Source organism: Flagellatimonas centrodinii (genome assembly GCF_016918765.2).
GTDB classification, from domain to species: domain Bacteria; phylum Pseudomonadota; class Gammaproteobacteria; order Nevskiales; family Nevskiaceae; genus Polycyclovorans; species Polycyclovorans centrodinii.
Window position 1 is genome coordinate 1,439,647 of record NZ_CP092104.1, and the last position, 18,195, is coordinate 1,457,841.

Genomic DNA, 18,195 nt, shown 5'->3' on the forward strand with positions numbered 1-18,195 from the left:
TGAACGCGTTAGCATGGCCGGCCATTCAGATGAGATGTTCAGCATGGAAATCGCAGATCGCTGCGTCGCCAGTTTTCACTACACCCTGACCAACACCCAGGGCGAAGTACTCGACAGTTCCTCGGGTGGCGACCCGATGGCCTATCTGCATGGCCAGGGCAACATCATCAGCGGCCTGGAAAAGGCGCTGACTGGTAAGAAAGCCGGCGACAAGCTTGATGTCACCGTGGCCCCCGCCGACGCCTACGGCGAGCGCCGTCTGGAACTGATCCAGCAGGTCCCGATGACCGCCTTTCAGGGTGTGCCGGAAGTGAAGCCGGGCATGGCTTTCACTGCGCAGTCCAACCAGGGCCCGATGCGGGTGACGGTGACGGCGGTCAATGACGACCAGGTCACCGTCGACGGGAACCACCCCCTGGCCGGTGAAACGCTCAAGTTCGCGGTGGAGATTGCGGAAGTGCGTGAAGCCAGCGCAGAAGAACTGGAACACGGTCACGTGCACGGCCCCGGCGGCCACCAGCACTGACATCTGCCCGTCCCGGCGCCGGCTCCATGATGTCCGGTGTCGGGGCTGCGGGTCGGCGGCAGCACCGACCGTGCGGAACGTCCGACTGCCGAGGCGGTCCGAACCGGGTGACCCGATGTCGGGCAAGCCGAGGATAGTGATCATGCGTTCATCGATGGCCCTTGTGGCGATCAGCTGCATTCTGCTGGCCGGGCCGCTGCGTGCAGCGGCCGAGACCGATTCGCCTGCGGCCGCGCCGGCCGTCTCATTGCTGCAGGCGGTCGCCAGCCCTGAACGAACGCCGGCGTTCGCCGCCCGGGATGTCTACCGACACCCGGTCGAGGTGTTGCGGTTTTTCGGTGTTGAACCTGATCACCATGTGGTGGAGTTGTGGCCCGGTGGTGGCTGGTGGACCGAGATTCTTGCCCCCTACCTGCGTGCGGCCGGGCAGTACACCGCCGCCGGGTTTGTTCCCAGTGATGACCCCACCGCCTATCGCGACCGCATCCAGCAGCGGTTCCAGCAGCAGCTCGATGGCGCGCCCGAGCGGTACGACCGTGTGGTCGTCACCCAACTGGGCCTGCCTGATCAATGGCAGATCGCCGCGCCCGGCAGTGCCGATGTGGTGCTCACCTTCCGCAATGTCCACAACTGGTTGAAGGGCCGCTATGAACGCGAAGTGTTTGCCGCCGCCTTCCGCGCGCTGAAGCCGGGTGGGGTACTGGGCGTGGTCGAGCACCGTGGCGACCCCGACATGAGCGATGCCGACATCGACCAGTCCGGCTATGTGCCGGAGGCGCGGGTGATCCAGCTGGCCGAGGACGCCGGTTTTCGGCTGGTGGCACGGTCCGAGATCAACGCCAACCCGCGGGACCTGAAGCGCTACGCCGAAGGCGTGTGGACCTTGCCGCCGTCATTGCGGCTGGGCGAACTGGACCGCGAGCATTACCTCGCCATCGGCGAATCCGACCGCATGACCCTGAAGTTCGTCAAGCGGGAGATCCCCACCCGCGCCACGGCGGCACCGTAGCGCCTCGGCTAGTTCCCCGCCGGCGGGGCGAAGTGACCAAAGCGGGTATCCCAGTCATCGAGTTGTGCCCGCAGCCGCCGGTCCTGCCACAACGTGAACGGGGTACTGCCCAGCTGACGGCCGGCCGGCGTACTCAACTGTTCCACGTTGCTGGCGATGCGGCGGTGGCCGTTGATCCGTTCGCGGCGGCCGGTGTTGTCGCGCCGCAACCCGGGTTCCGCGCGGGCCAGGGCAATGGCGTAGGCGGCCGCATCCTGGGGGACGAAGGTCATTTCCATCAGCCGGTCGTTGAAGAAATCCAGTGTCATCCGGCCTTCCACGCCGAGGTGGGTAAACGGTGACAGCTCCAGCGTGACCAGATCCCGGGCCGGATGGTCGGGCGTCGCCGGGCGCAGAATGCGGTTGACATCGACCAGTTCCGGAAAGCGCCGGGCCACCGCCTCCTCGCTCATGTAGCTACGCAGCCCCGACGTCAGGTCGACGCCGGTCAGACGGGTTTCAAAAGCCGCCGTCTCCGGGTGGTCCGGGCGGTCGGACCACCACGGCAGCCAGGCTGCCAGCAGCACGCCGGACATGCCCAGCAGCATGGAAACGACAGTGGCATAGAAGAGGTTGGCCCGGGTGCTCATGCTGCACAGTGTAGTGCCCCCGGCACAACCTACAATCCGGGTACGACCATTGGATCCCGAGCACCTCATGAGCAAGTCCGCCATCGCCGACCGCCGCAACCTCGACTTCCTGCTGTACGAGTTCCTCAAGGTGCAGGCCTGGCAACGCTGGCCGCGGTTCGCCGCCCACGAGCGCGAGACCTACGAACAGGTGCTGGACCTCTCGCATCGGCTGGCGCTCGACCGGTTCCGCAACCACAACAGCCGCGGCGACCGCGAAGAGCCGGCCATGCAGGCGGACGGCAGCGTCAAGATCATCCCCGAAGTCGCCGAAGCGCTGCGCGCATTCGCCGATGCCGGCTTCATGGCGATGCTGGCCGACGAGGCCGAGGGCGGCATGCAGTTGCCCTACACCCTGGCGCTGGCCTGCGACAGCCTGTTCATGAGCGCCAACCTGGCGACCAGTGGCTTCACCCTGTTGTCGCGCGGTGTGGCCAACCTGCTTGAAGCCCATGGCACCGCTGAACAGCAGCAACGCTATCGTGTGCCGATTCTCGAAGGCCGCTTCACCGGCACCATGTGCCTGTCGGAACCGCAGGCCGGCTCCTCGTTGGGCGACATCAAGACCATCGCCCAGCCGCAGCCCGACGGCAGTTGGCGGCTGGAGGGCGCCAAAATGTGGATCAGCGGCGGCGATCACGAACTGAGTGACAACATCATCCACATGGTGCTCGCCAAGACCCCGGATGCGCCGCCGGGCGTGAAGGGCATCTCCCTGTTCATCGTGCCGCGCTACCGGCTCAACGCCGACGGCAGTCGCGGCCCGCGCAACGACGTGCAGCTGGCCGGTATCAACCACAAGCTGGGCCAGCGCGGCTTGGTCAACACCTTCCTCAAGTTCGGCGAGCGCGGTGACTGCCACGGCGAGCTGGTGGGTGAGCTGCACCAGGGCCTGGCCTGCATGTTCCACATGATGAACGAGGCACGGCTCGGCGTCGGCATGGGGGCGGTGATGTGTGGCCTGGCAGGCTATCTGTATTCCTTGCAGTATGCGCAGGAGCGCCGCCAGGGTCGGCCCGCCGACAACAAGGACCCGCTGTCGCCGCCGATCCCCATCATCGAACACGCCGACGTGCGCCGCATGCTGCTCATGCAGAAGAGCCTGGTGGAAGGGGCCTACGCCCTCACCCTGTATGCCGCCAGCCTGATCGACCGCAAGACCCACGGCCCGGACGAAGATGCCAAGGCCTTGCATGCCCGGCTGGACCTGCTCACCCCGATCGTCAAGGCCTGGACCGCCGACCACACCCTGCGGGCCAACGATCAGGCCATCCAGATCCTCGGCGGCTACGGCTACACCCGCGAATATCCGGTTGAGCAGTACTGGCGCGACAACCGCCTCAACCCCATCCATGAGGGCACCAACGGCATCCAGGCGCTGGACCTGCTCGGCCGCAAGGCGATGATGCACAACGGCGCTGCGCTGAGCGCATTGCTTGCCGACATGCAGGCTTGTGCCGAGCGCAACAGCGGCCACGACGAACTCGCCCCGCTGGCTGCCCAGCTTGCCAACGGCGTTCGCCTGGTCGGCGAAACCACCCACAAGCTGGCCACCGCCATGCTCGCCGGGGAGGTGAAGGCCGCTCTTGCCAACGCACCGCAATATCTGCTGATGCTGGGCCACCTCACCGTCGCCTGGTTGTGGCTGCAACAGGCCGAGATCGCCCACGACACCCTGGCCACCGCCCCCGAAGCCGACCGCGATTTCTACCGCGGCAAGCTCGCCGCCTGCCGCTACTTCTTCATTTACGAACTGCCCGCCATTGAGCCCGCAGCGAAGCTGTTGCAGCGGATGGACCGGACGGTGTTGGAGACCGAGGTGGGGGTGTTGTGAGAATGGGTAGAGCGTAGCGGCCGTCTCAGCCCGCCCGGATTTCGTTGAGCAACTCCGGGTGCCGGTCCAGCACCTTCAGAAGCTTCACCAAGGCTAACGGGGGTTTCGTCTTCCCCGTTTCGTAGCGCGAGAACGCGTTGACACCACCGCCGAAGATCTCGGCCGCCGTCTTTTGATCCAGCGCCAGTTTCTTGCGAACCCCGGCGATGAATCCGGGATCGACCGCGGCAGCATTGACCTGCCGCGTGAACGCCTTCATCGCACCCATCACGCGGTCGGATTCGGATGCATCGAGGACAGACTCATGACAGTTCGGGCAGAAATCGCCGGTGACCGCCGGGATCACCGTGCGCTCCCCCTTGTAGGTAAAGGGCAGATTGCGCGTGTCATGGACCAGTTTGGCGAAACCGCAGGCGGGGCATTTCATGGTTAACGCTCCTTGAACGACACGATGAGGACGTCCTCCATGACCGTCAGCTTCAAGTAAACGTTTCCAGCCTTCGTGCGCGGCCGATACACGTCTTGCCAGACTCGGTGGTCGCCGTGGGTGGTCATGCTTTTGTAGAAGTCTGCGGATGTCAGCGACATCAGCACATTGAGCATGTCCGTGTACTCAAGACCGAGTGCGACCGCCCCCAGCCGGGCCGATTGCGTCGTGCGAACCCTTCCAGCCGTCACGAGGGCTTTGACTTTCGTCAACTTGCAGTGGGGCGTCCGTTTCTCCACTGAGGCATAATAACCAAATAGGTTAGTTTATGCAAGGATGCATAGAGCGCATCGTGCGACCATGGGCGGTAGCAGCCCCGTCGCCTGGCTATGGCTGTAATAAGCCGAGATCGCCCACGATGCACGGCCCAATGCCGCCGACACCGGCCGCGGAAAACTCGCCGCCTGCCGCTATTTCTTCATCTACGAACGGCCCGCCATCGAGCTCGCGGCGAAGCTGTTGCAGCGAATGGATACGACGGTATTGGAGGCGGAGGTGGGGTTTTGTAGCCCACATAAGCTTCCGTCTCACGGATTGAGACGCTAGTCTGAGATCGTGGAACCGCTGATGTGCTCGGCGTGCTTGGCCAAGGAGGCTGCGTGGAAACGTTCTCCCCGACTGATCTCAAATCCATCCTGCATTCGAAGCGGGCGAATCTCTACTACCTGCAGCATTGCCGAGTGTTGGTCAAAGGGGGGCGCGTCGAGTACGTCACCGACCAAGGTCGGGAGTCGCTCTACTGGAACATCCCGATCGCCAACACCACGACCGTGTTGTTGGGCACGGGGACATCCATTACCCAGGCCGCGGTACGGGAGCTTGCCAAGGCGGGCGTGTTGGTGGGCTTTTGCGGTGGCGGCGGAACGCCACTGTTCAGCGCCAACGAGGTCGATATCGAGGTCGCCTGGTTCTCGCCGCAGAGCGAGTACCGCCCGACCGAGTATCTCCAGGCCTGGGTGAAATTCTGGTTTGACGATGCATTGCGCCTGTCGGCAGCCAAGGCATTGCAACATGCGCGTCTGCAACGCCTCCGGGAAAGCTGGCTGGCCCCGCGTGGCGTGCGGGAGAAGGGATTCGAGATCGACAAGGAGCGCCTGTCCGTACTTCTGGATCGCTCGACCATTGCAGTACAAACCGCACCCGATACCAATGTCCTGTTGACGGAAGAGGCGCGGCTCACAAAAGCATTGTTCCGACTGGCCGTTGATGCAACCGGCTACGGTAATTTCACGCGGGCAAAGGGTGGTGTGGGGAGCGATCCTGCCAATCGCTTCCTGGATCACGGCAACTATCTGGCCTATGGTCTGGGCGCAACCGCGACCTGGGTACTAGGGCTTCCGCATGGTTTGGCCGTCTTGCATGGCAAGACCCGTCGTGGCGGGCTGGTCTTCGATGTCGCGGACCTGGTCAAGGATGCAGTCATCCTCCCTCAGGCGTTCTTGTCCGCCATGCGAGGTGATGATGAGCAGACTTTCCGACAAGCCTGCATTGAGCGCCTCACGCAGACGGAGGCGCTCGATTGCATGATTGATACGCTGAAGACCGTTGCGATGGATACCGCGGCAGAAGCGACATGAACGTGCTGATCGTCTCCCAGTGCGACAAGCGGGCGCTTACCGAAACCCGGCGCATTCTGGACCAGTTCGCAGAGCGTCGAGGTGATACAACCTGGCAAACCCCGATCACCAAGGCAGGCCTTGAAACGCTGAGGCGCCTGCTGCGCAAAACCGCGCGCAAGAACACCGCCGTTGCCTGCCACTGGAACCGCAGTCGTGACCATAGTGAGCTGCTCTGGGTCGTCGGTAACGCCAGCCGCTTCAACGCAGAGGGTGCAGTTCCCACCAACACCACACGACGGAATGTCCTGAGGAAGGCTGACGAGAACGATTGGCATACCGGCGAGGCCATCCGTCTACTGGCGCAGATGGCAGTATTGCTTCACGACCTCGGCAAGGCCAGCGTCGCCTTCCAGGCCAAGCTCCGACATCAGATTCGTGAGAAGAACCTGTTCCGCCACGAATGGGTATCACTGCGCCTCTTTCTCGCTTTCGTCGGCAATGAAGACGATGCGACGTGGCTACGACGACTGGCATCGCCAGACGCAGCCGACGATGCCAGTTGGTCGGACCCTTCCCGCTACCTGCGGGATGGACTTGATCCCAACGCTCCACCGCCCTTCATCAAGCTGCCCCCTTTGGCCGCAGCCATTGCCTGGCTGGTGGTCACACATCATCGGTTGCCCACACTGCCTGTCCAGAACGACGACGGCAGTCAGGCTTGGCTGGGAAAGCGATCACTTTCCTTCAGTCCACTGCAAATTCCCCAACTCTTGAAAGCGGTCGGCCACAACTGGAACGAAGTACGACAGCCTGCTGACCCTAAGACCATCGAGACGTACTGGGCGCTTGCTGGCCCCTTGCCCGTCACGTTGCCGAAATGGCGCGCTCAGGCATCAAGGATCGCACAAAAGCTATCCTCGCTAGCCCCGTCACCCGATCCGAATGGTTGGCTGGGAAACCCCTTCGTGATGCACCTCGCCCGCCTCAGCCTGATGCTGGCAGACCATCACTATTCCAGTCTCGCACCCGGTTCACCTGAGCGCGTGCGGGGCGATGCGGCGTATTCCCTGTTTGCCAACACACACGAAGGGAAACTCAAGCAACCTTTGGACGAACACCTGCTGGGCGTTGCACGTGGCGCGGGCCATATCGTTCATGCGCTGCCACATTTCGAGCAACATTTGCCGCGCCTGGCCCGCCATAGAGGTCTGCGAAAGCGCAGTGCAGACAAGCGCTTCGCATGGCAGGACAAGGCGGCCGATGCGGCGGCGAGCCTTCGGGAGAAGGCAGGTAAAAACGGTGCCTTCATCATCAATATGGCATCCACAGGCTGTGGCAAGACACTAGCCAACGCTCGCGTGATGTATGCGCTTTCTGACTCCCAACTCGGCATGCGCGCCACCTTCGCGCTGGGGCTACGTACGCTCACGTTGCAAACCGGGCGCAGCTACCGCAAGGATTTGCAGCTTGGCGATGACGAACTGGCGATTCGCGTTGGGGGCTCTGCGAACCGCGCACTATTTGAGTACTACGAGAAACAAGCGGAACAGAGCGGGTCGGCGTCCAGACAGGCGCTGATCGAAGAAGACGGGCATGTGTTCTACGAAGGCACGACGGTCAGCCACCCGTTGCTGGACAAGGCGATGCGCGATCAGAAAATCCGATCCCTACTTTCGGCGCCGATGCTGGTCTGCACCATCGATCATCTGATGCCAGCTACCGAGGCACAGCGGTCAGGGCGGCAGATCGCACCAATGCTGCGCATGATGAGTAGCGACCTCGTTCTGGATGAGCTTGACGACTTCGACCTTGATGACCTGCCGGCCCTTACGCGATTGATGCATTGGTCAGGCATGCTCGGCACACGGGTCATGCTCTCTTCCGCGACGCTGCCGCCAGCGTTGGTAGAAGGCATGTACCTGGCCTATCACGCCGGCCGCGCGCACTACCAACGCAATCGCGGTTCACATGGAGGGCAAGCGATGTGCTCGCCGGACGTGGCCTGTCTGTGGATCGACGAATTCGGCACCCAGGTCATGGATTGCGCGGATGTCAGCGTCTTCTCGAAGGAGCATTCTCGCTTTGTTGCCGGCCGCGCGGCCGCATTGGAGAAAGCCGAACCCAGGCGCCGGGGTACGCTCGTCCCATTGAAGATCAGCGCCACTCGGGACGAACCCATGCGGCGTGAGTTTGCGGAGCAAGTGCTTGCCACCGCTATGCAAGCCCATGATGCCCATGCGGAAACCTGCCCAAACAGCGAAAAGCGCGTTAGTTTCGGCTTGGTGCGCATGGCCAACATCGAACCGCTGTTCGACGTGGCACAGGCACTGTTTCAACGCGGGGCACCTGAGCATTACCGCATCCACCTTTGCGTCTATCACGCCCGCTTTCCGCTGTTGCTGCGCTCCGCCATTGAGTACCGCCTCGACCAAGCGCTGAATCGTCGCGACAAGGACGCGGTGTATGCGTTGCCGGACATCCGTCAGGCCATCGACAGCCATTCGGAGCAGAACCATCTCTTCATCGTGCTGGGCTCCCCGGTCACCGAAGTCGGCCGCGACCATGACTACGACTGGGCCGTGGTCGAGCCTTCATCCATGCGCTCGCTCATCCAGCTTGCGGGCCGCGTGCAACGTCACCGCGGCAAGCCGTGCACCAGCCCCAACGTGTTGGTCTTTGACACTAATCTGAGGCACTTCAAGGCAGCGCGTGACCGTAGCAATCCGGCGCCGGCATTTCTGTGGCCGGGCTTCGAACACAAGCGCGGCAATCTGGATCACGAATTCCGGCTGCTCAGCCACCGCCTCGACAAATTGCTGCGTCCGGAGGAGTACAACCCGCTGACTGCCGTGCCACGTATCGCGCCGCGTCCGCAACTTGAGTGGGAGCCCAAGCGGAGCCTTGTCGATCTCGAACACGCGCGACTCCAGGATTGCATGTCCCCAAGGCGCTACCCGTCATCGGCGTCTACGAGCCGAAGGGGGACTCCTGATCTTCCGGAACTGAACGCAGCCTGCGCATGGCAGTTCCCCGAAGCCGCACTGACCTGGGTTCTGCCCCAGCAGCAACCCTTCCGCGACAGCTCGGTGAAGGAGGTCGAACTGGTCTTCCTCCCTGACGAAGACGAGGAGGCCCTGCGCCTGTACCGCGTGGATGAGGACGCCGGAAAGCCTGGCGCCAAGCTCTACGTCGAGATCGACAAGAGCCAGAAACACACCATCGACCTGCAGCAAACGATGGGGCCGCGCATCGCGCCCTGGGGAGATACAGATCTGATGATGCTGCTGAGCGATCAAGCCGATGCGCAAGGACTGTCTCTACGCGAATGCGCGATGCGCTTCGCAACCGTCAGTGTTCTGCCCAGTACGCAGGGGTGGCGATACGCCCCTGCGCTGGGGTTTGCGACACATCGCCCCGCCACGCGAGCGAGCCCACCAAAAGAAGGAGAAAACCGCAGCTGAATAACCCAACTGAACCTCTTCAAGGAGTTAACCAATGCAAGTACGAAGCGAACGAGCGCAACAATTCCGACAAACCATCGCCGCCTTCATCGAAGAGCGGCGTGCGGCCAAGGTAAAAGGCGGTGGAGACGACCCGGATTCCGCTAAATATGACTACGCCACATGGCTGGGCGATGCCGCACGACGGGTAAAACAGATTCAGGCCGTCACACATGTACTCAAGGCCACTCATCCTGATGCACGCGGCAGCAATCTTCGTGCGCCTCCGGACTCCCTGCCCCAACACGCCGAGATCGGTACGCACTCCTTGCAGGACCAATTTGCCGATGACATCGTCGGTAACGCTGCCGCCCTGGATGTCTATAAACTGCTGAAGATCGAGGTTGAAGGCAGGCGCTTGCTGGACTGGATGCAGGACTATGATGCCGATCTGCTCTCGGCGTTGAGCGAGGATGAAGACCTTGCCGGCGAATGGGTCGGATCGTTCAACGAGCTCGTTCGTGAGGGAGAGGCCCCCGCCTCCCATGTACATGCCAAGCAGCTTTACTGGTGTGTTTCGGACGAGCCAGCGGACGACGCCGGATATCAACTATTGCAGCCTCTTTTCTCCAGCAGTCTTGCGCATGCCGTGCACGCCGACATTTCCGATGCCCGGTTTAGCGACGCAAGTAAGGTGGCCCGTCAGGCTAAACGGGACAACAAGCCCTACGACGGCACCCTGAAAGACTACCGGAATCTGGTAATCCGCAAGCTGGGAGGGACGAAGCCCCAGAACATCAGCCAACTCAACAGTGAGCGTGGCGGCGTGAACTACCTGCTGAGTTCACTCCCGCCACAGTGGAAGCTGGACAGGCCCAAGAACTTCCTGAATATCGAATCAGCGCTGGAACGCTTTCAATACTTCGAGGGCGTACGCAGCCAGATCAAAGCACTGACTGACCTCCTGGCGAGCAACCCGCCCCCGACCGTGGAAACCCGGAATGCGCGCAAACGGATTGAGCAGGCGTTAGGGGAATCACTCGCCGCATTCGGGCTAGCAACGAGACAACGCTTCGCTCCGGGCTGGACCAGAGATGAGAGCTGCAAACTCCCGCCGTGCGAACAACTATGGCTGGACCCTGATCGCACGAGCCTGCTACCCCGGCCAGATAACCTGGATGATGACACTGCGTTTGCTGTCGCCTACGAATGGAAGGATTGGCCCGATGAAGTTGTCAGCCGATTTGGTAACTGGCTGAACGGTTTGCTGCTGACGCACGGACTGCCCGTCGGTGATGCCGAGCACGCGCATTGGGCACGGCAGGCCATCATCGATGCCGAATGGCCAGCACCCCTGCAACGACGTGCGGCGGAGGCTTCCAGCGGGACGGAGGTGGCCCATGGCTGAACCCTTAAAGTTCGATCATCTGTTGGTGATCCCCAATCTGAGGGTGCAGAACGCCAATGCCATTTCCAGCCCGCTGACCCATGGCTTCCCATCGGTCACTGCTTTTCTGGGCCTGATGTGGGCACTGGAACGCAAGACCCGTGCTGCGGATATGGACTTCCGGTTCAACGCGGTCGGCGTGGTATGTCATGACCATCAGGAGCAGGTGACGCAAGGCAGCTTCGTCAACGCCTTCCGCCTCACACGCAACCCAGTGGGGCGCGACGGCAGTACAGCGGCCATCGTCGAGGAAGGACGTATCCATCTGGACATCAGCCTGGTGTTTGCGGTGCAGAGCGAGGACTGGACGATGCGATCCGCAGACATGGAAGAAGACTGCGCGCGGGTGGCGGAAATGCTGACCTCCATGCGTATTGCCGGCGGCAGCGTCATCCCCTCCAGCGCGCCCGCGCGAAGGCGAGCGCCCTATGTCATTCCTCTGACCGGCAGTGAATCCGACCAGGAGGATGCCTTCAGGCGCGCCAGGATGCGGCTACTTCCGGGCTTCACGCTGGTCAGCCGCGACGACCTGCTGGAGCAGCGGTATGCCGAACTTCGGGCGGATGACGCTGCGACGAGCCGACTGGATGCCTGGCTATCGCTGGCGCGCGTCAACTGGCACTACCAACCGCCAAATGAGGAACAGGCGGAGACGGCGGGCAAGTGGGACCACGACCGTAAGGGCATCGGCTGGGCGGTTCCGATCCCCGTGGGTTACGGCGCTCTTGGCCCCGTCCACGAACCAGGAACGGTGACCAATGCCCGCGACGCCCACACGCCCTTCCGCTTTGTGGAGAGCCTGTATTCCATTGGCCAATGGATCAGTCCGCATCGACTGGAGACACCGAGGCAAATGCTCTGGTACGCCGACTGCGAACCCGAGCGGGGACTGTATCGATGTCGCAACGACTTCCAATCCGCCCCGCGTCACGCTTTTGATTTTGACTGAATCACACTAATTCGTACGAGGATGAACAAATGACACTCAAGACCGCTTCCGTACTTGCCTTCGAACGCAAACTCGACCCTTCCGATGCGCTTTTCCACTCCGGCAGCTGGAAAGCGCGCCGGGACAGCAGCGCCTGGACCCCTGTCACCCTGCGCGCAAAATCCGTTCGCGGCACGATCTCGAATCGACTGAAAACCAAGGATCAGGATCCAGCCAAGCTCGATGCCGCCATCGAGAATCCGAACCTCCAGACAGTCGATGTCGCCGCACTGCCGGCAGTTTCTGACACACTGCGCGTGAGCTTCACCCTGCGGGTACTGGCTGGAACCGGCAAACCCTCGGCCTGCAACGATGCTGACTATCTAGCCAAGCTACTGGCTACCGTGGGTGGCTACGTTGATGCGCACGGCTTTGGCGAGCTTGCGCGACGCTATGCACACAACCTTGCTAATAGCCGCTTCCTGTGGCGCAACCGTATCGGTGCCGAACAGGTGGAAGTACAGGTTGCGCATGTCGAGGACGGTAGTGCGCGCGAGAGCTGGACCTTCGATGCACTGAAGCTTTCGCTGCGCAACTTCCAGACGCCTGATGGCATGCAAAAGGATATTGACGCCTTGTCGGCGCTGATTGCCGACGGACTCTCCGGGAAGCGCCATGTCCTTCTTCAAGTCACGGCATTCGTACGCGTGGGCGCGGGCCAGGAAGTCTTCCCGTCACAGGAACTGATTCTCGACCGTTCGAGTGGAACGAAGAGCAAGACTCTGTACGACGTTGATGGCGTAGCCGGCATGCATTCACAGAAAGTCGGCAACGCCATCCGCACCGTCGACACCTGGTATCCGGATGCTCAGGAGTTAGGCCCCATCGCCGTCGAGCCCTATGGCTCGGTGACCACACAAGGCAAAGCCTACCGCCAGCCAAAAGCCAAGCTCGACTTCTACAGCCTGCTGGATAGCTGGGTTCTGAAGGACCAGAAGCCCGAAGCCGATCAACAACATTTCGTCATCGCCACGCTGATTCGCGGCGGCGTCTTCGGCGAGGCGGGCTGAAGCAATGGACCACTACGTAGATATCCGTCTGCGTCCTGATCCGGAGTTTCCTCCCTACCAGCTCATGGACGCCCTCTTCGCGAAACTGCACCGCATCCTGGTACAGCTCGACAGTGACGACATCGGCGTCAGCTTCCCCGATGCCGGCAGCATCAAGGTGGGGCTGGGACAACGTCTGCGCTTGCATGGAGCACAGCCATCGCTCCAACGGGTTATGGACATGCCCTGGCTTACCGGCATGACGGATCATGCCGAGGTCACCGATATCAGTCCCGTGCCGGCGGATGCCAAGCACTGCCACGTCCGCCGGGTTCAGGCAAAGAGCAATCCGGACCGCTTACGTCGGCGTCAGATGAAGCGGAAGGGCTGGACCGAGGAGCAAGCTCGCGAGGCCATTCCAGACAGTGCTGCTGAACAGCTCAGGCTTCCCTACCTGACAGTGCGAAGCACCAGCACGGGGCAGTCCTTCAGGCTGTTTGTTCGCCAAAAGCCAACCAGCGGTCCGACCCCCGGCACGTTCAACACCTACGGATTCAGCGGCACCAGATCCGTCGCCTGGTTCTGACCCTTTTTCCGCGCCTCCCCGTAGCTGCCTGATTAATCAGGCGGTTACGGGCTTTTGTGGGAGAAGGGGCCCTGCACGATAGAGTGCCCAAATGCCCGCCCTGGCTAGGGCGGTTGTGGGGCAAACTCTAGTTCACTGCCGCGTAGGCAGCTCAGAAACTGAGCCGAGGCAGGGGGCGGCAACGCCCCCTGTTCACTGCCGCGTAGGCAGCTCAGAAAATCGCTCACTGCTGGCCCATAGCGACGGATCCGTTCACTGCCGCGTAGGCAGCTCAGAAAACAGTTGCTGCCGTCGTGCGCCCCACCTGCTGGTTCACTGCCGCGTAGGCAGCTCAGAAAGTCATGAGGCCGCCGAAGGGATCGAAGACCGTGTTCACTGCCGCGTAGGCAGCTCAGAAATGACCGCGTGGACCAGCTGGTGAACGTGGTGCGTTCACTGCCGCGTAGGCAGCTCAGAAATCCGCGCTGATTTTCTCCATCGCCACGATACGGTTCACTGCCGCGTAGGCAGCTCAGAAATTGAGGCAGGTGCCAAGTTCGACCCGGTGGCCGTTCACTGCCGCGTAGGCAGCTCAGAAATTCCCCGTCGGTAGGCATCGCGCGCCTGGCGCGTTCACTGCCGCGTAGGCAGCTCAGAAAACCGCCACCGAAGGCGAAATCGAGTGGAACCGGTTCACTGCCGCGTAGGCAGCTCAGAAAACGGCCCCCACACCTAACACGGAGCACACACCGTTCACTGCCGCGTAGGCAGCTCAGAAAATTCTCCGCCTTCACGATCTTGAAACTGCATCGTTCACTGCCGCGTAGGCAGCTCAGAAAAGCTCATGCATCACTCCGCTTTGAATGGGGACGTTCACTGCCGCGTAGGCAGCTCAGAAAGCCTCGCATGTACCTGCGGGCCGGGCGCTATTGTTCACTGCCGCGTAGGCAGCTCAGAAAGTTTGTCACCGTCCGGCCCGACCGGTGGAAGCGTTCACTGCCGCGTAGGCAGCTCAGAAATGGACGCATTCGACATCTGGTCCAGACGTGTGGTTCACTGCCGCGTAGGCAGCTCAGAAATCGAACAGCCGGGGGGCGCCCTCGCGGATCGAGTTCACTGCCGCGTAGGCAGCTCAGAAAAATGGCCAGCGCGACCTGCAGCGGCAGCCAGCGTTCACTGCCGCGTAGGCAGCTCAGAAATGATAGCGGGTCGTCAACGGCAGGCCGGTGTCGTTCACTGCCGCGTAGGCAGCTCAGAAACGCAGGGTTGCGTCAGCCAGCGGTCGCTTTCGCGTTCACTGCCGCGTAGGCAGCTCAGAAAATTGAGGCCGACATCGAGCACAAGCGACAGAAGTTCACTGCCGCGTAGGCAGCTCAGAAATCGGCCGCGATCAACATCGAGTGCTCGCCGAGGTTCACTGCCGCGTAGGCAGCTCAGAAAGTACACGTTGTCCGGCGTCTCGCCGGTCTGGTGTTCACTGCCGCGTAGGCAGCTCAGAAAACATCCCCCGGCGACAGCGATAGCCCGAGCATGTTCACTGCCGCGTAGGCAGCTCAGAAATCACGTCGAGGGGGTGTGGGACACGCCGAACAGTTCACTGCCGCGTAGGCAGCTCAGAAATTTGCCTTGGCCTTCGCCGCGGCCTTCCGCTTGTTCACTGCCGCGTAGGCAGCTCAGAAATGCCCATCGAGGGCAACTGGTTCGGCTCTTTCGTTCACTGCCGCGTAGGCAGCTCAGAAATGATCGAGCTGTGTGCCGTGACGATGCAGCTCGTTCACTGCCGCGTAGGCAGCTCAGAAATGATTGCGCGGGGGCACACCGTGGCCACCGTGGTTCACTGCCGCGTAGGCAGCTCAGAAAATGGACCTGGAGGGCAACACGCTCCCAGCGGCGTTCACTGCCGCGTAGGCAGCTCAGAAAATTCCGGGATGCGGTCACGGGCGGCGCTGCCGGTTCACTGCCGCGTAGGCAGCTCAGAAAAAAGGATGACCGGAATTCATGGGTCAAACCAAGTTCACTGCCGCGTAGGCAGCTCAGAAAGTGCGGTAGCTTGGCGTTGTATGCCTCGCGGAGTTCACTGCCGCGTAGGCAGCTCAGAAAATTCCGTGCGGTGCCGGATCGCGCCACGGTTTGTTCACTGCCGCGTAGGCAGCTCAGAAAATCCCGGTCCTCGACGGCCGCGCCGGCCGCGTGTTCACTGCCGCGTAGGCAGCTCAGAAATGCAACGCCGCGGGGCAGATGGTGAGCAGGTGGTTCACTGCCGCGTAGGCAGCTCAGAAATACCAGGATGACCTGGACAGCATTGCCACCGAGTTCACTGCCGCGTAGGCAGCTCAGAAATGTTCTCGAACTTCGAGCCGGTGAAGGTGCGGGTTCACTGCCGCGTAGGCAGCTCAGAAAATCGGAGACGAGACATGAGCGACGAACTGAAGGTTCACTGCCGCGTAGGCAGCTCAGAAAAGGTCGAACCCGTAGCTGCGGGCAGCGACGGTGTTCACTGCCGCGTAGGCAGCTCAGAAAATTGCCGACTTGGGTAGGCGGCGGGGTGTCAGGTTCACTGCCGCGTAGGCGGCTCAGAAAAGGGGATTGCGGTGTAACCGTCGGGGAAGCCTGTTCACTGCCGCGTAGGCAGCTCAGAAATGCTCAAGCTCGGCGGTGCTGAGGTTCCCCATGTTCACTGCCGCGTAGGCAGCTCAGAAAATTGCATTTGCGCGTTCGGAAGGGTGGCGCGTGTTCACTGCCGCGTAGGCAGCTCAGAAATGCGACAGACCCGCGCCGGGCTCATCGCCATAGTTCACTGCCGCGTAGGCAGCTCAGAAAAACAGCGCCAACATCCCAATCAATAAGCGCTTGTTCACTGCCGCGTAGGCAGCTCAGAAAATTGCCTCATGTATGGGCATGGCTTCCACGGTGTTCACTGCCGCGTAGGCAGCTCAGAAAGCGAAACGTTGCCGGCAGCAGTGTGTCGCGCCATTCACTGCCGCGTAGGCAGCTCAGAAATGTTTGTGGCAGATGTAGCGCGGCAGCCCGCGGTTCACTGCCGCGTAGGCAGCTCAGAAATGGGGGGCACTGAGTCGCCGCATGCGGGGATGGTTCACTGCCGCGTAGGCAGCTCAGAAAGGTCGAACAGGTCGGCATCGATGCCGGTAAGGGTTCACTGCCGCGTAGGCAGCTCAGAAAAGGGTGATCTGCGATGAAGTCCTCAAGCCGCTGTTCACTGCCGCGTAGGCAGCTCAGAAATTCACGATCCGATCCCAATCGATCTGCGTCATGTTCACTGCCGCGTAGGCAGCTCAGAAATTGTCACCTCCGAACATCAACAACTCGACTTTGTTCACTGCCGCGTAGGCAGCTCAGAAATCGCCCGACTTTGGGACACTCAACCCGCTCTCGTTCACTGCCGCGTAGGCAGCTCAGAAAATGACCGCGTAACTCACCCACGAAAGAGTCGGGTTCACTGCCGCGTATGCAGCTCAGAAAAGGCATGCGCTTGGCCTTCAGCGTTGGGGGTCGTTCACTGCCGCGTAGGCAGCTCAGAAAATTACCAACTTGGGTGGGAGGCGGGGTATCGGGTTCACTGCCGCGTAGGCAGCTCAGAAATTGATCGCGTGCAACCCGAAGATGCGGTAGCCGTTCACTGCCGCGTAGGCAGCTCAGAAATGATAATGATGGCCCATTGATCTACTACCTCAGTTCACTGCCGCGTAGGCAGCTCAGAAATTCCTCGCTGTTATCGGCGTTCGACCGCACCGGTTCACTGCCGCGTAGGCAGCTCAGAAAAGGGTGATCTGCGATGAAGTCCTCAAGCCACTGTTCACTGCCGCGTAGGCAGCTCAGAAAAACTGCTCCTCAATGCTTCGTCCATTCCCCGCCGTTCACTGCCGCGTAGGCAGCTCAGAAATGCACTCAATACCGATCTGTTCCCCAATCATCGTTCACTGCCGCGTAGGCAGCTCAGAAACCCAGTCTCAACAATGCCGACAGCAGTACTGATCGTGCAAGATCGCCCAGCACCTACTTTCTCGCGCCCCGCTCCTTGGCGGTGCCCTCGTGGAAGTCCTCCACCTCCCGAGCCAACGCCGCCGCTCCATAGACCGCAGCCGGAAACCCGTTCTCAGCCATCAGCTTGAGGAAGTCATCCCGGCACATCCCGAGGCGCGCGGTGCCGGTGCCTTGGCTGATGGTGCCCGCTTTCACTTGGCGCAAGACTGCGGCGCGGTCGTCGCCAGTGGGGGCAAAACGCTTGTCGGCGGGGTAGGCCATCTGCAAAAGATACTCCTCAACGCGATATGCTTAAGCCGCGCTGCCAGTGCGCCACGTATCGTCGGGCCCATAACCCGGTGCGTTCTGGACGTTGAGATAAGGGTGTGCTGGCAGCGCACTTATCCATGCCGACGTCACAGCACCATGCCACTTGCCCAGGCGCCGACGTAACGGCAAAGTGATGGCGCCTTGGCCACCACTGGACGAGTACTGAAAGGTCAGCGGTGCGTATCCGATCTCGACCGTAAAAGTCGGGGTCGGGACCCAAGGCACCATTCCCGCGCGGGCCGTTGGGTGGCATATGCCCGGCACCACCACGCCGGGGTTGCCCCGCGCGTAGGATTGGAGGCTGTGGTGGCAGCTGCTCGTGCGATGGCGGGGCCAGCGTATTGCCCTTTCGTCGGCCGGTCCACCCCCAAA

At 61.7% G+C, this 18,195-nt stretch carries 13 protein-coding genes and 1 CRISPR repeat array; of the genes, 9 read left to right on the plus strand and 4 right to left on the minus strand.

From position 1 onward, the window contains the following. The first annotated feature begins 43 nt into the window (after positions 1-43). On the plus strand, positions 44-526 hold the full coding sequence (locus JN531_RS06790) for an FKBP-type peptidyl-prolyl cis-trans isomerase (RefSeq protein ID WP_228348104.1): 483 nt from the start codon (positions 44-46) through the stop codon (positions 524-526). Positions 527-668: 142 nt separating this feature from the next. Continuing rightward, a complete protein-coding gene (locus tag JN531_RS06795; RefSeq protein ID WP_228348105.1) occupies positions 669-1,535 on the plus strand; it encodes a class I SAM-dependent methyltransferase in 867 nt (288 codons plus the stop codon). 8 nt (positions 1,536-1,543) lie between these two features. Here JN531_RS06795 and JN531_RS06800 read toward each other — a convergent pair whose 3' ends face one another. Continuing rightward, complete coding sequence (locus JN531_RS06800; protein ID WP_228348106.1) at positions 1,544-2,164, minus strand: hypothetical protein; 621 nt, start codon at positions 2,162-2,164, stop codon at positions 1,544-1,546. Between the two features lie 67 nt (positions 2,165-2,231). On the opposite strand from JN531_RS06800, the gene JN531_RS06805 reads away from it, so the two are divergent. Next, positions 2,232-4,037, plus strand: coding sequence for an acyl-CoA dehydrogenase (locus tag JN531_RS06805; protein WP_228348107.1), 1,806 nt, complete (start codon positions 2,232-2,234; stop codon positions 4,035-4,037). A 25-nt stretch (positions 4,038-4,062) separates the two neighbouring features. Here JN531_RS06805 and JN531_RS06810 read toward each other — a convergent pair whose 3' ends face one another. After that, positions 4,063-4,464: a type II TA system antitoxin MqsA family protein gene (locus tag JN531_RS06810; RefSeq protein ID WP_228348108.1), complete on the minus strand. Its 402-nt coding sequence runs from the start codon at positions 4,462-4,464 to the stop codon at positions 4,063-4,065. 2 nt (positions 4,465-4,466) lie between these two features. Further along, a complete protein-coding gene (locus tag JN531_RS06815; RefSeq protein ID WP_228348109.1) occupies positions 4,467-4,763 on the minus strand; it encodes a type II toxin-antitoxin system MqsR family toxin in 297 nt (98 codons plus the stop codon). A 360-nt stretch (positions 4,764-5,123) separates the two neighbouring features. On the opposite strand from JN531_RS06815, the gene cas1f reads away from it, so the two are divergent. From cas1f to cas6f, 6 genes are read left to right on the plus strand one after another with little or no spacing between them, the layout of a single operon-like run. Continuing rightward, complete coding sequence (gene cas1f, locus JN531_RS06820; RefSeq protein WP_228348110.1) at positions 5,124-6,101, plus strand: type I-F CRISPR-associated endonuclease Cas1f; 978 nt, start codon at positions 5,124-5,126, stop codon at positions 6,099-6,101. Then, positions 6,098-9,544 (plus strand): type I-F CRISPR-associated helicase Cas3f, encoded by a 3,447-nt coding sequence (gene cas3f / locus JN531_RS06825; RefSeq protein ID WP_228348111.1) that lies wholly within the window; start codon positions 6,098-6,100, stop codon positions 9,542-9,544. The genes cas1f and cas3f overlap by 4 nt, the downstream gene beginning before the upstream one ends. A gap of 34 nt (positions 9,545-9,578) precedes the next feature. Beyond that, positions 9,579-10,931 carry a type I-F CRISPR-associated protein Csy1 gene (gene csy1, locus JN531_RS06830; protein ID WP_228348112.1) on the plus strand — a complete coding sequence of 451 codons (1,353 nt, stop codon included), beginning with the start codon at positions 9,579-9,581 and terminating at the stop codon, positions 10,929-10,931. Continuing rightward, the gene (csy2, locus tag JN531_RS06835; RefSeq protein WP_228348113.1) at positions 10,924-11,919 is read left to right on the plus strand and encodes a type I-F CRISPR-associated protein Csy2; all 996 of its coding nucleotides are present in this window, start codon (positions 10,924-10,926) and stop codon (positions 11,917-11,919) included. Before csy1 ends, csy2 begins: the two co-directional genes overlap by 8 nt. 29 nt (positions 11,920-11,948) lie before the next feature. Next, complete coding sequence (gene csy3, locus JN531_RS06840; protein WP_228348114.1) at positions 11,949-12,968, plus strand: type I-F CRISPR-associated protein Csy3; 1,020 nt, start codon at positions 11,949-11,951, stop codon at positions 12,966-12,968. Between the two features lie 4 nt (positions 12,969-12,972). Then, positions 12,973-13,533 carry a type I-F CRISPR-associated endoribonuclease Cas6/Csy4 gene (gene cas6f, locus JN531_RS06845; protein ID WP_228348115.1) on the plus strand — a complete coding sequence of 187 codons (561 nt, stop codon included), beginning with the start codon at positions 12,973-12,975 and terminating at the stop codon, positions 13,531-13,533. Positions 13,534-13,663: 130 nt separating this feature from the next. Continuing rightward, positions 13,664-17,473: a CRISPR direct-repeat array (repeat unit 28 nt; unit sequence GTTCACTGCCGCGTAGGCAGCTCAGAAA). A 53-nt stretch (positions 17,474-17,526) separates the two neighbouring features. Here the strand turns inward: cas6f and JN531_RS06850 are convergent. After that, on the minus strand, positions 17,527-17,775 hold the full coding sequence (locus JN531_RS06850; protein WP_228348116.1) for a hypothetical protein: 249 nt from the start codon (positions 17,773-17,775) through the stop codon (positions 17,527-17,529). Between the last annotated feature and the right edge of the window lie 420 nt (positions 17,776-18,195).